At 54.7% G+C, this 14,864-nt stretch carries 13 protein-coding genes; 10 read left to right on the top strand and 3 right to left on the bottom strand.

What is annotated here, in order from left to right; translation table 11 throughout:
* Positions 1-220: 220 nt before the first annotated feature.
* The 5 genes from rnc (at position 221) to acpS (ending at position 3,791) form a co-directional block, all read left to right on the top strand.
* Positions 221-901, top strand: a complete 681-nt coding sequence (gene rnc / locus OGW44_RS05650) for a ribonuclease III (protein WP_003037579.1) — start codon at positions 221-223, stop codon at positions 899-901.
* A complete protein-coding gene (gene era / locus OGW44_RS05645) occupies positions 898-1,803 on the top strand; it encodes a GTPase Era (protein ID WP_003037581.1) in 906 nt (301 codons plus the stop codon). The genes rnc and era overlap by 4 nt, the downstream gene beginning before the upstream one ends.
* A gap of 132 nt (positions 1,804-1,935) precedes the next feature.
* Positions 1,936-2,664 (top strand): DNA repair protein RecO, encoded by a 729-nt coding sequence (gene recO / locus OGW44_RS05640; RefSeq protein ID WP_016154047.1) that lies wholly within the window; start codon positions 1,936-1,938, stop codon positions 2,662-2,664.
* A 15-nt stretch (positions 2,665-2,679) separates the two neighbouring features.
* Positions 2,680-3,411, top strand: coding sequence for a pyridoxine 5'-phosphate synthase (gene pdxJ, locus OGW44_RS05635; RefSeq protein WP_185654959.1), 732 nt, complete (start codon positions 2,680-2,682; stop codon positions 3,409-3,411).
* Positions 3,411-3,791: a holo-ACP synthase gene (gene acpS, locus OGW44_RS05630; protein ID WP_003037588.1), complete on the top strand. Its 381-nt coding sequence runs from the start codon at positions 3,411-3,413 to the stop codon at positions 3,789-3,791. Before pdxJ ends, acpS begins: the two co-directional genes overlap by 1 nt.
* A 40-nt stretch (positions 3,792-3,831) precedes the next feature.
* Here acpS and OGW44_RS05625 read toward each other — a convergent pair whose 3' ends face one another.
* Together OGW44_RS05625 and OGW44_RS05620 are read right to left on the bottom strand one after the other, a co-directional pair.
* The gene (locus tag OGW44_RS05625; RefSeq protein ID WP_003037590.1) at positions 3,832-4,092 is read right to left on the bottom strand and encodes a YfhL family 4Fe-4S dicluster ferredoxin; all 261 of its coding nucleotides are present in this window, start codon (positions 4,090-4,092) and stop codon (positions 3,832-3,834) included.
* Between the two features lie 55 nt (positions 4,093-4,147).
* Positions 4,148-4,996 (bottom strand): MurR/RpiR family transcriptional regulator, encoded by an 849-nt coding sequence (locus OGW44_RS05620; protein WP_016157170.1) that lies wholly within the window; start codon positions 4,994-4,996, stop codon positions 4,148-4,150.
* A 117-nt stretch (positions 4,997-5,113) separates the two neighbouring features.
* On the opposite strand from OGW44_RS05620, the gene murQ reads away from it, so the two are divergent.
* From murQ to tadA, 4 genes are read left to right on the top strand one after another with little or no spacing between them, the layout of a single operon-like run.
* Positions 5,114-6,007, top strand: coding sequence for an N-acetylmuramic acid 6-phosphate etherase (gene murQ, locus OGW44_RS05615; RefSeq protein WP_019077406.1), 894 nt, complete (start codon positions 5,114-5,116; stop codon positions 6,005-6,007).
* Between the two features lie 9 nt (positions 6,008-6,016).
* Positions 6,017-7,381 carry a PTS transporter subunit EIIC gene (locus tag OGW44_RS05610; protein WP_016157168.1) on the top strand — a complete coding sequence of 455 codons (1,365 nt, stop codon included), beginning with the start codon at positions 6,017-6,019 and terminating at the stop codon, positions 7,379-7,381.
* A gap of 3 nt (positions 7,382-7,384) precedes the next feature.
* Positions 7,385-8,020, top strand: coding sequence for a phosphatidylglycerophosphatase C (yfhb, locus tag OGW44_RS05605; protein ID WP_016157167.1), 636 nt, complete (start codon positions 7,385-7,387; stop codon positions 8,018-8,020).
* 57 nt (positions 8,021-8,077) lie between these two features.
* On the top strand, positions 8,078-8,575 hold the full coding sequence (tadA, locus tag OGW44_RS05600) for a tRNA adenosine(34) deaminase TadA (RefSeq protein WP_046275235.1): 498 nt from the start codon (positions 8,078-8,080) through the stop codon (positions 8,573-8,575).
* Between the two features lie 48 nt (positions 8,576-8,623).
* On the opposite strand, the gene mltF is transcribed toward tadA, so the two are convergent.
* Positions 8,624-10,174: a membrane-bound lytic murein transglycosylase MltF gene (gene mltF, locus OGW44_RS05595; protein WP_016154040.1), complete on the bottom strand. Its 1,551-nt coding sequence runs from the start codon at positions 10,172-10,174 to the stop codon at positions 8,624-8,626.
* A gap of 257 nt (positions 10,175-10,431) precedes the next feature.
* Here mltF and purL point away from each other — a divergent pair, with 257 nt between their 5' ends.
* Positions 10,432-14,319 carry a phosphoribosylformylglycinamidine synthase gene (purL, locus tag OGW44_RS05590; RefSeq protein WP_181627067.1) on the top strand — a complete coding sequence of 1,296 codons (3,888 nt, stop codon included), beginning with the start codon at positions 10,432-10,434 and terminating at the stop codon, positions 14,317-14,319.
* Positions 14,320-14,864 lie beyond the last annotated feature (545 nt).

Genomic DNA, 14,864 nt, shown 5'->3' with positions numbered 1-14,864 from the left:
TTTCTCGGATAAATTCCCGCAGACTAACGACATCCCTTGTCGTTGTGTATAGAATATTCCCCCGAAGTTTGAGGTTGGCACCGACAGGTTGCCACGGCACACGAAACAGCGTTGGTTTGTGTATAAATGCATTCAGCCGAAGCGGGATGGCTAAGCGAAATGCGTATATCAGGTCTGTTTCGTGTGCTGAATTGTTGACGCATTCATTTATTGGTATCGCATGAACCCCATCGTAATTAATCGGCTTCAACGGAAGCTGGGCTACACTTTTAATCATCAGGAGCTGTTGCAGCAGGCATTAACTCACCGTAGCGCCAGCAGCAAACATAACGAGCGTTTAGAATTTTTAGGCGACTCTATTCTGAGCTTTGTTATCGCTAATGCGCTGTATCACCGTTTTCCGCGTGTGGATGAAGGTGATATGAGTCGCATGCGCGCGACGCTGGTTCGCGGCAATACGCTGGCTGAATTAGCCCGTGAGTTTGACCTCGGTGAATGTTTACGTTTGGGGCCAGGCGAGCTGAAAAGCGGCGGTTTCCGTCGTGAATCGATCCTGGCAGATACCGTTGAAGCTTTGATCGGCGGCGTCTTCCTCGACAGCGATATTCAAACCGTTGAACAACTGATCCTGAACTGGTATCAGACTCGTCTGGATGAAATTAGCCCAGGCGATAAACAAAAAGATCCGAAAACGCGCCTGCAGGAATATTTGCAGGGTCGCCACCTGCCGCTACCGTCCTATCTGGTGGTGCAGGTTCGTGGTGAAGCACACGATCAAGAATTTACTATCCACTGCCAGGTCAGCGGCCTGAGTGAACCGGTGGTTGGCACAGGTTCGAGCCGTCGTAAGGCTGAGCAGGCTGCCGCCGAACAGGCGTTGAAAAAACTGGAGCTGGAATGAGCGAAGAGAAAACTTACTGCGGATTTATTGCCATCGTCGGTCGCCCGAACGTCGGCAAATCCACCCTGTTGAATAATCTGCTTGGGCAGAAGATTTCCATAACCTCACGTAAGGCTCAGACAACACGTCACCGTATTGTTGGCATCCATACCGAAGGTGCGTATCAGGCGATTTATGTTGATACCCCGGGCCTGCATATGGAAGAAAAGCGGGCGATCAACCGCCTGATGAACAAAGCGGCAAGCAGCTCGATTGGTGATGTTGAACTGGTTATTTTCGTTGTGGAAGGCACCCGCTGGACGCCGGACGACGAAATGGTGCTCAACAAGCTGCGCGACGGTAAAGCCCCGGTTATTCTGGCTGTGAACAAAGTGGACAACGTTCAGGAAAAAGCCGATTTACTGCCGCACCTGCAGTTCCTGGCAAGCCAGATGAACTTCCTTGATATTGTCCCGATTTCTGCCGAAACCGGCCTGAATGTTGATACCGTTGCGGGCATCGTGCGTAAGCACCTGCCGGAAGCCATTCATCACTTCCCGGAAGATTACATCACCGACCGTTCTCAGCGCTTTATGGCTTCTGAAATCATCCGTGAAAAGCTGATGCGTTTTCTGGGGGCTGAACTGCCGTACTCCGTTACCGTGGAGATTGAACGTTTTATCTCTAACGAACGCGGTGGTTACGATATTAACGGGCTGATCCTCGTTGAACGTGAAGGGCAGAAGAAGATGGTTATTGGCAACAAAGGGGCCAAAATTAAAACCATCGGCATCGAAGCGCGTAAAGACATGCAGGAGATGTTCGAAGCGCCCGTTCACCTCGAGCTGTGGGTGAAAGTGAAATCCGGCTGGGCCGATGACGAGCGCGCGCTGCGTAGCCTCGGTTACGGCGACGACGTCTAATTTTTCATAGGTTATGGCTTTCGAGGTGCAGGAAGGCGGCAAGACCGCAGATCCTCGGGAGCTTACTCAAGTGAGTGACTGGGGTGAGTGGGCGCAGCCAACACACCTGCAGCTTGAAAGACGGCGGGTATGATGGAAGGATGGCAACGCGCTTTTGTCCTGCATAGCCGCCCGTGGAGCGAAACCAGTCTCGTGCTGGACGTCTTCACGGAAGAATCGGGTCGTGTGCGCCTGGTGGCTAAAGGCGCGCGCTCCAAACGTTCTAATCTCAAAGGCGCGCTCCAGCCTTTTACTCCATTGTTGCTTCGCTTTGGTGGACGTGGTGAGGTCAAAACCTTACGCAGTGCCGAAGCCGTTTCTCTGGCTCTCCCCCTTAGCGGTATCACACTGTACAGCGGCTTGTATATCAACGAGCTTATCTCTCGCGTACTTGAGTATGAGACCCGCTTTTCTGAACTCTTTTTCGACTACCTCAACTGTATTCAGGCGCTGGCTGGCGCGACGGGTTCGCCAGAGCCTGCGCTGCGTCGCTTTGAGCTGGCCTTACTTGGACATCTGGGGTACGGCGTCGATTTTACCCACTGTGCGGGTAGTGGCGAGCCGGTGGACGACACTATGACCTATCGTTACCGGGAAGAAAAAGGGTTTATCGCAAGCGTAGTGATTGATAACGCCACCTTTACCGGACGCCATCTGAAAGCACTCGAATCGCGGGAATTTCCGGATGCTGATACGCTTCGCGCCGCGAAACGCTTTACCCGCATGGCGTTAAAGCCGTATCTTGGTGGTAAGCCGTTAAAAAGCCGGGAACTGTTCCGGCAATTTATGCCAAAACGCGCAGTAAAAACAAAAAATGATTAACGAGGATGGATTGCCATGGCCGAATTACTGTTAGGCGTCAACATTGACCACATTGCCACTTTACGTAATGCACGCGGCACCGCATACCCTGACCCGGTTCAGGCGGCGTTTATCGTTGAGCAGGCGGGCGCAGACGGCATTACCGTGCACCTGCGTGAAGACCGACGCCATATTACCGATCGCGACGTGCGCATTTTGCGCCAGACGCTGGATACGCGTATGAATCTGGAAATGGCGGTAACCGAAGAGATGCTGGCGATTGCCGTTGAGACTAAGCCGCATTTTTGCTGCCTGGTGCCGGAAAAACGTCAGGAAGTGACGACTGAAGGTGGCCTGGACGTCGCGGGTCAGCGTGACAAGATGCGCGATGCCTGCAGACGCCTGGCGGACGCAGGCATTCTGGTTTCGCTGTTTATCGATGCTGATGACGAACAGATTAAGGCCGCTGCTGAAGTCGGCGCGCCGTACATCGAAATTCACACCGGCTGTTACGCCGATGCGAAAACCGACGCTGAACAGGCCAGCGAACTGGCGCGTATCGCCAAAGCGGCGACCTTTGCCGCCAGCCTTGGCCTGAAGGTGAATGCGGGTCACGGCCTGACGTACCATAACGTTAAAGCCATCGCCCGGATCCCGGAAATGCACGAGTTGAACATTGGCCATGCCATTATCGGCCGCGCGGTGATGAGTGGTCTGAAAGATGCAGTAGTCGAAATGAAGCGCCTGATGCTGGAAGCGCGTGGCTAATGGCGATTCTGGGATTAGGTACGGATATCGTGGAGATTGCCCGCATCGAAGCGGTGATCTCCCGTTCCGGCGACCGTCTGGCAAGACGCGTGCTCAGCGACAACGAATGGGCAATCTGGGAGACGCATCAGCAACCGGTGCGCTTTCTGGCGAAGCGTTTTGCGGTCAAAGAGGCGGCAGCAAAAGCCTTTGGTACCGGTATTCGCAACGGTCTGGCGTTTAATCAGTTTGAAGTCTTTAACGACGAACTCGGTAAGCCGCGTCTGCGGTTATGGGGGGAGGCGTTAAAACTGGCGGAAAAACTCGGCGTCGCACATATGCATGTGACGCTGGCCGATGAGCGTCACTACGCCTGCGCCACGGTGATTATCGAGAGCTAACGTTTTGTCGGCCTGATAAGCATAGCGTCATCAGGCAACGTTACAGCTTATCGGCGTGGTGCATCAGTACAAACTTATCCCACAGCTGCTCTTCCGTTTCGACATGTGCCGGATCTTTCAAAATAGTATTGGGGATCGGGCACACCTTCTGACAGGTTGGTGTGTCGTAATGGCCTACGCATTCCGTACACTTGTCGCTGTTAATCTCGTAAATGCTGTCACCCATCGAAATCGCCTCATTCGGGCACTCGGGCTCGCACATATCGCAATTGATACACTTTTTAGTGATTAACAGGGCCATCAGGAAACTCTCAAAACATCACAAATCGGGCGGGCATTATACGCGCATTCTTTGCTCAGACCAGTTTTTTTACCAGTGCTTCGCTGTGGCGAATGCGTTCCGGGGCATGCTCCAGATCTTGCTGCACCAGCGCCATAAACAGTAAATCAGTGAGCATCATTTGCGCATGGGTAGAGGAAATCGCTGCGCTGCGCGTGGCCTGTTCTTCAGCAATCGTGTACAGACAATGAGTTGCGCGCTGTTGCAGGGCGTTAGGTGTAAATCCGGTGATGGCGAGAATTTTGGCTCCGGCGCGCAACGTTTCATCCGCAGCCAGGTTGAGTTCGCGCCGTTCTCCGGTATACGAAATGGCCAGCAGCAGATCGTTGGGTGAAAGCGCCTGCACCGCCGCCAGCAGGGCGTGCATATCGCGTTCAACCACCGCGTTAAACCCAATCTTTAGCAGTTTCCAGGCAAAATTCTGCGCTACCAGACCCGATGCGCCAATCCCGGTCAGGATAATGCGCCGGGCTGAACGCAGCATCGTGACGCTCTCTATCAGTTTCTCTTCGCTGTTGACATCCAGCGTCGCATGCATCGCCGCCACGTTCTCTTTAATCAGCTTTTCGCCCACCATACGCATGGGGTCGTCACCGCGAATCTGATTATGCACCGGAATGGAATGAGGGTTGGGATTGCTGGCCAACGCTTCGCTAATCGCCAGTTTCAGCGCCGGAAACCCTTTAAAGCCCATCTTTTGCGCGAACTTCACCACGCTGGACTGGCTGACACCTGCTTCACAGGCCAGCTGCTGTGAGCTGAGATGACGCGCGGTATCCGGCTGAGCAAGAAGATAATCCGCAAGTTTTTTATCGCTTTGCGCGAGGTCCGGGTAACGCTGACGAATGCGAATTAAACAGTTCATGCTGTCTCCTGGCGAAAACGTGATGGCGATTGCAAAACAAAATTTCACTCGCCTGGATGAATATAATATTCCATTATGACAGATTATTATGAATTAAAAATTCCTAAGGAACAAAAAATGAATCTCGGTGCATTAGTTTCAGAAACCCGCAATCCACAGACCATGGATCTGGATGCGCTCTCAACGTTGGAGTTGGTTCATCGATTTAATCAACAGGATACGCTGGTAGCGGAAGCAGTAAAAGCAACTCTGCCTCAAGTTGCGTGTGCGGTCGATGCGGCAGCCAACGCGTTAAAAGCCGGTGGACGCATTATTTACATGGGCGCAGGTACCAGCGGACGTCTTGGAGTGCTGGACGCGTCTGAGTGCCCACCGACCTTCGGTGTACCGCATGGTCTGGTGGTTGGGCTGATTGCCGGGGGGCCGGGCGCGCTGCTCAAGGCGGTAGAAGGCGCGGAAGATAACCCGCAGTTAGGCGAAGACGATCTGCGCGCACTCAACCTTACCGCACAGGATCTGGTGGTTGGTCTGGCGGCTTCAGGTCGCACGCCGTATGTGATTGGCGGGCTGAAATATGCGCGTTCGGTGGGTTGTACGACGGCGGCTATTTCCTGCAATCCGGATTCTCCTGTCGCGCATGAAGCGGATATTGCGATCTCCCCGGTGGTGGGACCGGAGGCGTTGACCGGGTCAACACGGCTGAAATCCGGCACCGCGCAAAAACTGGTGCTCAATATGATCTCCACCGGTGCGATGGTGAAATTTGGCAAGGTGTACCAGAACCTGATGGTGGATATGCAGGCAACCAACGTCAAACTGGTCGATCGAGCGTGCCGTATGGTGGTTGAAGCCACCGGCATTGCGCGTGAACAGGCGCAAGCGCTGTTAAAGCAGACTGATTTTGACGTTAAGCCAGCGATTTTAATGGCGCTCACCGGCCTGGATGCCGCTACCGCCCGCGAAAAGCTTGCCGCTCACCAGGGTTTTTTACGCGCGGCGTTAGAACACTAAGAGGTGTATATGGATAAGACGGCGGTGCTGGCCAGCGACATTCTGCTGGGCGTAGGCGGAGAGCAAAATATTCTGCGCCTGGAAAACTGTATGACCCGCGTCAGGGTGGAAGTTCAGGATGACGATCAGATTGATATTCCCCGTCTCAGGCAACTGCCCGGTGTTAGCGGTTACGTGAAGCAGGGCGCGCAGCATCAGATAATCGTCGGCCCCGGTAAAGCTGCCAAGGTGGTGGATGCCATGCGCTCCCTGATTGCCGGTGGCGGCGAGCGTGCAGATGTGAATAATATCGAGCGCACCAAATCAGAGGCCAAAGCGAAGTACAAAGCGCCAATGAGCGATGCGCTGCGCAAGCTGGCGAACGTCTTTATCCCTCTTATTCCTGCGTTTATCGCCTCCGGTTTGATCACCGGCATTATAAACATCCTTAAGCGACCGGATATCGTGGGGGATTTTGCGACCCATTATCCGAATATGCTGGGGCTGATGGGCATATTTGGCAGCGCCGTGTTTGCCATCATGAATATTCTGGTTGGGGTGAATACCGCCAAAGTCTTCGGCGGCTCTCTGGCGATGGGCGGGGTGATGGCGGGGATCCTCTCCAGTCCGCAGCTGGCGCAGATTACCCTGTTTGGCGAAGCGTTGCAGCCGGGGCGCGGCGGGGTGATCGCAGTGCTGCTGGTGGTTGCGCTGATGTGTTGGATCGAGCGCAAATTCCGCGAGCTGTTGCCGGAATCGCTGGAGCTTATTCTTAACCCGCTGCTGACCACCATCATTACCGGGGCCATCGCGATTGTGGCGCTACAACCGCTTGGAGGCTGGATTTCTGAATCTATCGCTCACGGCGCATCCTGGGCTATCGACCGCGGCGGTTTCCTGGTTGGTGCCATACTAGCGGGAACTTTCCTGCCATTGGTGCTCACCGGACTTCATCAAGGGTTGGTGCCCATCCACGTTGAGCTGGTACAGGCACACGGTTATAACGCGCTCTTTCCTATCCTGGCGATGGCAGGCGTTGGACAAGTAGGGGCTGCGATAGCGGTGTTGATGAAAACCCGCAATGCGCGGCTAAAGAAAGTGATCAAAGGAGCGCTGCCGGTCGGGCTGCTGGGCATTGGCGAGCCGCTTATTTTTGGCGTCACGCTGCCGTTGGGTAAACCGTTTATCGGTGCCTGCCTTGGCGGAGCGGTAGGCGGGGCGCTGATTAGCTACTGGAAGGTGGCGACGGTTATCACCTTTGGCATCTCCGGTTTGCCGCTGGCACTGACGATTGTTGCCGGAAAAGTGATGTTCTATCTGTTAGGCTATCTGGTAGCAGTTATCGCCGGGTTCCTGTTTACCTGGCTATTGGGGTTCAACGATCCAGAGGAATAAGGTTTGACCAATCACCAGCGCCGCGTTGTTTTTTTTGATTTGGATGGCACGTTACACCAGCAGGATATGTTCGGTAGCTTTATACGTTATCTGCTGCGTCGCCAGCCGCTGAACGCGTTGCTTGTGCTGCCTCTGCTACCGGTGATTGCGCTGGCGCTGCTGATACAAGGGCGCGCCGCCCGCTGGCCAATGAGCCTGCTGTTATGGGGATGTACTTTTGGTCGTAGCGAGGCGCGCCTGAAAGGGCATCAGGCTGACTTTGTGCGCTGGTTTCGCAGTAACGTGACGGCCTTTCCGCTCGTGCAGCAGCGGCTGACAACCTACCTGTTAAGCTCTGACGCCGAAATCTGGCTTATTACTGGCTCCCCGCAGTCGCTGGTCGAGCAGGTGTACTTCGACACGCCGTGGCTACCGCGTGTCAATCTGATCGCCAGTAAAATGGCGCGGGGATTCGGCGGGTGGGTGCTGCCTTTGCGCTGTCTGGGCCATGAGAAAGTGACGCAACTGGAACGCCACATTGGTGCGCCGCTTCAGCTTTACAGTGGCTACAGCGACAGTAATCAGGACAATCCTCTGCTCTCTTTTTGCCAGCATCGCTGGCGCGTCACGCCGCGCGGAGAGCTGCAACAACTCGAATAGAGTAAACGATAGCGTCTGTGTATAATGCGCCCGCTTTGATTACTGGAGTTACCCCCTTTGTCTGAAGTTGAATTTAGCCACGAATACTGGATGCGTCATGCTTTAACGCTGGCTAAGCGCGCCTGGGATGAGCGTGAAGTCCCGGTGGGCGCGGTATTGGTACATAACAACCGCGTGATTGGCGAAGGCTGGAACCGTCCGATTGGTCACCATGATCCGACTGCCCACGCTGAAATTATGGCGCTGCGTCAGGGCGGCCTGGTGCTGCAAAACTATCGTCTGTTGGATACCACGCTGTATGTCACTCTGGAGCCGTGTGTGATGTGCGCAGGCGCGATGGTGCACAGCCGTATCGGCCATGTCGTTTTTGGCGCGCGCGATGCGAAAACGGGGGCAGCCGGGTCATTAATGGATGTACTGCATCACCCTGGAATGAATCATCGGGTGGAGGTGACCGAAGGGGTGCTACGGGATGAATGCGCCACGTTGCTCAGTGATTTCTTTCGCATGCGTCGTCAGGAAATCAAAGCGCTGAAAAAAAACGCCAATTTGTAAATGCCGGTCTGATTGCCTGATGACGCTGCGCTTATCAGGCTTCCGAGGCTACTTGCCCTCTTTTTTCTGCGGTGAAAACAGCAGGGAAGGGGAGTGCGACAGGTAATTTGACGACGTCTGAGACAGAAACGCCGAAAGCGGCAATTCATCTTTACCTATTAGCTCTGCCGGCGTCACCGCCGGGTAATCCTGCGCCAGTTGCTGCGTTTCAAGCGCCCGTTTTTCTTTCTCCTGCAGATACCCCACCAGGCTAATTTGGTACTTACGGATATTTTCTACATAAGCGTAGGCTTCGTGGCCTCGCGCATAACCATAGGTCAGCTTGTTGTAATACGGCTTTTGGCTGAGCAGTGGCAGACGCTGTTTTACGTCGGACCAACTGTTCGGATTGCCTTTGGTTTTCACTGTCAGCGCCCGTGCATCCAGCATGTGCGCATAACCCATGTTGTAGGCTGCGAGCGCAAACCAGATGCGTTCCCCTTCGGGGACGGTATCGGGCACTTTACTCATCATATCCTGCAAATACCGTGCGCCGCCGCTGATGCTTTGTTCGGCATCGGTACGGTCGGTCAGTCCGAGACTTTGAGCGGTATTTTTGGTCAGCATCATCAACCCGCGTACGCCGGTCGGGGAAGTGGCCTGCGCGTCCCAGTGTGACTCCTGATAAGAGATTGCGGCGAGCAGTCGCCAGTCTATCTCCTGAGCATATTTCTCAAACAGCGGCTTAAGGTCCGGCAATACGCTGTCTACGGCGCGTAAAAAGGTGCGGGTATCAACATAGTCAAAATCATCGCCATGTCCGAGATACTTTTCTTCTAGTCGCGCCAGAGAGCCGTCTTCATTCATGGTGTTAAAAAAATCCAACAGGGCGGCAGACAGCGTGTTGTCATCGTCCAGGCGACTAAACCAGGTCACCGGCTGTTCGTCAGATACGTCCAGCGCTACGGCCAGTTCAGGATGTACGCGTTGGTATAAGCTGATGGCGACGGAATCGGCAATGGTGTAATCCAGCTTCCCGGCGATAACATCATCAAGCAGTTCAGTGGTGCCCTTTTTGTCATCCACCTTCCAGCTCAGATCGGGAAATTTATTCTCTTTAAGTAACTGGAGATCGTTAACCACCACGTGTCCCGGGGCGATGGTCAGCTGATTTTCGTTCACAGTGGCAAGAGTGCGCGGGCGGTATTGCCCAACCCGATACACCAACTGTTGTGAAACCGAATAGTAGGTTGGGCCGGGCTGGTAATTTTTCACCCGCTCGCTGTTATATACCAGGCCTGCGGCTAACAGATCGGCATGGCCGTTATCCAGGTCGTCAAAGAGCTGGCTGATGTTCTGGCGCACGGTGACTTTTAACTTCACGCCCAGGTAGTTGGCGAACGCCTGAGTCAGTTCATAATCCAGGCCGAATTTCTTACCGTTGAGGGTCGCGTAAGTTAACGGCGAGTCGAGGGTACTGACGCGCAGTTCTCCCCGCGACTGAATGGCGGCGATACGATTTTCGGCTTTACCGAACCAGGGAATAGATGGCCAGAGGGCCGCTGCCAACAACAGCGTTAATATGCCGATGAACAGATAATTAATCTTTAATTTTTTCAATTAGTTAATTCTCTGAACCGTACGTTGTCTCTGCCTGCTGTGGTGATGATTAAGAAGTGAAGTCGTCATTAATGAGCGGCATTTTGCTTAAACTTGCGTCAGTTGGCAACTTATTCAGAAACCAGACCGCATTTGATGATAAGAGACGGTCGTGATTTTATTTCGACGCAAACGGTTTCGTCGGCGCGGTAGATTCTTTATAATGACGCCCGTTTCCCCCACTTGGGCACACCGAAAGCTTAGAAGACGAGAGACTTATGATGGAAATTCTGCGTGGTTCACCTGCACTGTCTGCATTCCGTATTAACAAACTGCTGGCACGTTTTCAGGCTGCCAACCTCCAGGTCCACAATATTTACGCCGAGTACGTCCATTTTGCCGATCTGAATGCACCGTTGAATGAGGATGAGCACGCCCAGCTTGTACGCCTGCTGAAATATGGTCCTGCTCTTCACAGCCATGCCCCTGAAGGCAAACTGCTGCTGGTTACGCCTCGCCCTGGCACCATCTCCCCGTGGTCTTCTAAAGCGACTGATATTGCCCACAACTGTGGCCTGCAACAGATTAGCCGTCTGGAACGTGGCATTGCCTGGTATGTAGAAGCCTCTACGCTGACCGCTGAGCAGTGGCAGATGGTTGCCGACGAACTGCACGACCGCATGATGGAAACGGTTTTCTCTGCGCTGAACGATGCCGAAAAACTGTTTGTCCATCACCAGCCTGCGCCGGTCTCCAGTGTTGATCTGCTGGGTGAGGGACGCCAGGCGCTGATCGACGCTAACCTGCGTCTCGGTCTGGCGCTGGCGGAAGACGAAATCGACTATCTGCAGGATGCGTTTACCAAACTGGGACGCAACCCGAACGACATTGAACTGTACATGTTTGCGCAGGCTAACTCCGAGCACTGCCGCCACAAAATTTTTAACGCCGACTGGGTTATCGACGGTAAACAGCAGCCCAAGTCGCTGTTCAAGATGATCAAAAACACTTTCGAAACCACGCCGGACCACGTGCTGTCTGCCTATAAAGACAACGCCGCGGTCATGGAAGGTTCTGAAGTGGGCCGCTACTTTGCCGACCACAAAACCGGCCGCTACGATTTCCATCAGGAGCCAGCCCACATTCTGATGAAGGTTGAAACCCACAACCACCCGACGGCTATCTCTCCGTGGCCGGGCGCGGCTACCGGCTCCGGCGGCGAAATTCGCGACGAGGGTGCAACCGGTCGCGGTGCAAAACCGAAAGCCGGGCTGGTGGGCTTCTCCGTTTCCAACCTGCGTATTCCTGGCTTTGAACAGCCGTGGGAAGAAGACTTTGGTAAGCCGGACCGTATTGTTACTGCGCTCGATATCATGACCGAAGGTCCGTTGGGCGGCGCGGCGTTTAACAACGAATTCGGTCGTCCGGCGCTGACCGGCTACTTCCGAACCTACGAAGAAAAGGTCAACAGCCACAACGGCGAAGAGCTACGCGGTTACCATAAACCGATCATGCTGGCGGGCGGGATCGGTAACATCCGTGCCGATCACGTGCAAAAAGGTGAGATCGTCGTTGGCGCCAAGCTGATCGTCCTCGGCGGCCCGGCGATGAACATCGGGCTTGGCGGCGGGGCGGCCTCCTCTATGGCTTCCGGCCAGTCTGATGCCGATCTTGATTTCGCTTCGGTACAGCGCGACAACCCGGAAATGGAACGTCGTTGCCAGGAAGTTATCGACCGCTGCTGGCAGATGGGCGATGCCAACCCGATCCTGTTTATCCATGACGTTGGCGCAGGCGGTCTGTCTAACGCCATGCCGGAGTTGGTAAGCGATGGCGGTCGCGGCGGTAAGTTCCAGCTGCGCGATATTCTTAGCGACGAGCCGGGTATGAGCCCGCTGGAAATCTGGTGTAACGAATCCCAGGAGCGCTATGTGCTGGCGGTTGCCGCTGACCAGCTACCGCTGTTTGACGAACTGTGTAAGCGCGAGCGCGCGCCGTATGCGGTGATCGGTGAGGCCACCGAAGAACAGCATCTCACACTGAGCGACAGCCACTTCGATAACCAGCCGATCGACATGCCGCTGGATGTGCTGCTGGGTAAAACCCCGAAAATGACCCGCGATGTGCAGACGCTGAAAGCCAAAGGCGACGCCCTGAATCGTGGCGAAATCTCGATTGCAGATGCGGTTAACCGCGTGCTGCATCTGCCGACTGTCGCTGAGAAAACGTTCCTCGTGACGATCGGCGACCGTACCGTTACCGGCATGGTGGCGCGTGACCAGATGGTTGGTCCGTGGCAGATCCCGGTAGCCAACTGCGCGGTCACCACCGCAAGCCTGGATAGCTACTACGGTGAAGCGATGTCTATCGGTGAGCGTGCGCCCGTTGCGCTACTGGATTTCTCGGCCTCTGCGCGTCTGGCGGTAGGTGAAGCGCTGACTAACATTGCGGCAACGCAGATTGGCGATATCAAACGCATTAAACTGTCGGCTAACTGGATGGCGGCTGCGGGTCACCCCGGTGAAGATGCCGGGCTGTACGAAGCGGTAAAAGCCGTTGGGGAAGAATTATGTCCGGCGCTTGGCCTGACTATTCCGGTGGGCAAAGACTCTATGTCGATGAAAACCCGCTGGCAGGAAGGTAATGAGCAGCGTGAAATGACTTCGCCGCTGTCGCTGGTGATCACCGCCTTTGCCCGCGTGGAAGACGTGCGCCACACGATAACCCCGCAGCTCTCTACTGAAGACAACGCCCTGCTGCTGATTGACCTCGGTCTTGGTCACAACGCGCTGGGCGCGACGGCGCTGGCACAGGTTTATCGTCAACTGGGCGACAAGCCTGCCGACGTGCGTAACGTTGAGCAACTGAAAGGCTTCTACGACGCCATTCAGGCGCTGGTCGCGCAGCGTAAGCTGCTGGCCTACCATGACCGTTCCGACGGCGGACTGCTGGTTACGCTGGCGGAAATGGCCTTCACCGGTCACTGCGGTATTGACGCTGATATCCACTCTCTGGGTGACGATCGTCTGGCGGCGCTGTTTAATGAAGAGCTGGGCGCAGTGATCCAGGTTCGCGCTGCTGACCGTGCAGCGGTTGAGGTGTTGCTGGCACAACATGGCCTGGCAGATTGCGTGCACTATCTTGGCCAGGCGGTAACGGGTGACCGTTTCACCCTGAGCGCCAACGGTCAGCCGGTGTTCAGCGAAAGCCGCACCACGCTGCGCATGTGGTGGGCGGAAACCACCTGGCAGATGCAGCGTCTGCGCGACAACCCGGAGTGTGCCGATCAGGAACACGACGCGAAAACCAACGATGCCGATCCTGGCCTCAACGTTAAACTGTCGTTTGATATCAACGAAGATGTTGCCGCCCCGTACATCGCTACCGGTGCGCGTCCAAAAGTGGCCGTGCTGCGCGAGCAGGGCGTGAACTCCCACGTTGAAATGGCGGCTGCCTTCCACCGTGCGGGCTTTGACGCCATCGATGTGCATATGAGCGACCTGCTGGGCGGACGCATCGGTCTGGGTAACTTCCAGGCGCTGGTCGCTTGTGGCGGTTTCTCTTATGGCGATGTGCTCGGCGCAGGGGAAGGCTGGGCGAAGTCGATTCTGTTCAACAACCGCGTCCGTGATGAGTTCGAAACCTTCTTCCATCGCCCGCAAACGCTGGCGCTCGGGGTGTGTAACGGTTGCCAGATGATGTCTAACCTGCGTGAACTGATCCCGGGAAGCGAGCTGTGGCCACGCTTTGTGCGTAACCACTCCGATCGTTTTGAAGCCCGCTTCAGCCTGGTCGAAGTGACGCAAAGCCCGTCTTTACTGCTTGCTGATATGGTTGGTTCGATGATGCCGATTGCCGTTTCTCACGGTGAAGGCCGTGTGGAAGTGCGTGACGGCGCGCATCTGGCCGCGCTGGAGAGTAAGGGGCTGGTGGCGCTGCGCTACGTTGATAACTTCGGTAAGGTGACCGAGACCTACCCGGCTAACCCGAACGGTTCGCCGAACGGAATTACTGCCGTTACTACTGAAAATGGTCGCGTCACCATTATGATGCCGCACCCGGAACGTGTATTCCGTACCGTGAGCAACTCCTGGCACCCGGAAAACTGGGGCGAGGACAGCCCGTGGATGCGTATCTTCCGCAACGCGCGTAAACAGCTCGGGTAATCAGCTCGATAACCTTTAAGCCCCTCTGCGTGAGGGGCTTTTTTTTGTCTGTCATTTTGTATGCCAGATAACGCATGTATGCCGCTATCCGACAATGCGTTTAAGTGTCGGGAAATCCCGACATAGGTGGGGTTACGTTGTCGTCAAAAAGAGACACTTAATTATATGATTTGCAATGACTTTATTTTTAAGTGCTGCAAGTGTTGCTGATTGGAGACGGTAAGGGTGAAAAATAGCCAAAATCATTTTTCATATGAATAAGAACATTTTCTATATTTATCATTGTGTTAATAAAGTGTTTTGAATATTGGCACAGATGCTGCATAATATAACCCAGTGGCTCATTCACCTTCTTATGTCAGCCCCTTCGGGACGTGCTACATAAACTTCGAATGACGCACAACAAGGTGCCTGCCGTCCAACATCTGATATTAGCATCGCTCATATCAACCTTCGGGCGAAACGTCGAGTTAGGCACCGCCTTATTCCACAACAAAGCCGGGTTAATCCCGGCTTTGTTGTATCTGACGTTCCCCTCAGTTAGC

The organism is Citrobacter sp. Cb023, assembly GCF_030336805.1.
In the GTDB taxonomy this organism is placed as follows: Bacteria; Pseudomonadota; Gammaproteobacteria; order Enterobacterales; family Enterobacteriaceae; genus Citrobacter; species Citrobacter braakii.
The sequence above is the reverse complement of the archived record's forward strand: the minus strand, read 5'-3'. Positions and strand labels throughout refer to the sequence as shown.

What these genes read in the sequence shown, in the direction of transcription:
- rnc (WP_003037579.1), top strand. Translation starts at nt 221, where the DNA reads ATGAACCCCATCGTAATTAATCGGCTTCAACGGAAGCTGGGCTACACT.
- era (WP_003037581.1), top strand. Translation starts at nt 898, where the DNA reads ATGAGCGAAGAGAAAACTTACTGCGGATTTATTGCCATCGTCGGTCGC.
- recO (WP_016154047.1), top strand. Translation starts at nt 1,936, where the DNA reads ATGGAAGGATGGCAACGCGCTTTTGTCCTGCATAGCCGCCCGTGGAGC.
- pdxJ (WP_185654959.1), top strand. Translation starts at nt 2,680, where the DNA reads ATGGCCGAATTACTGTTAGGCGTCAACATTGACCACATTGCCACTTTA.
- acpS (WP_003037588.1), top strand. Translation starts at nt 3,411, where the DNA reads ATGGCGATTCTGGGATTAGGTACGGATATCGTGGAGATTGCCCGCATC.
- OGW44_RS05625 (WP_003037590.1), bottom strand. Translation starts at nt 4,092, where the DNA reads ATGGCCCTGTTAATCACTAAAAAGTGTATCAATTGCGATATGTGCGAG.
- OGW44_RS05620 (WP_016157170.1), bottom strand. Translation starts at nt 4,996, where the DNA reads ATGAACTGTTTAATTCGCATTCGTCAGCGTTACCCGGACCTCGCGCAA.
- murQ (WP_019077406.1), top strand. Translation starts at nt 5,114, where the DNA reads ATGAATCTCGGTGCATTAGTTTCAGAAACCCGCAATCCACAGACCATG.
- OGW44_RS05610 (WP_016157168.1), top strand. Translation starts at nt 6,017, where the DNA reads ATGGATAAGACGGCGGTGCTGGCCAGCGACATTCTGCTGGGCGTAGGC.
- purL (WP_181627067.1), top strand. Translation starts at nt 10,432, where the DNA reads ATGATGGAAATTCTGCGTGGTTCACCTGCACTGTCTGCATTCCGTATT.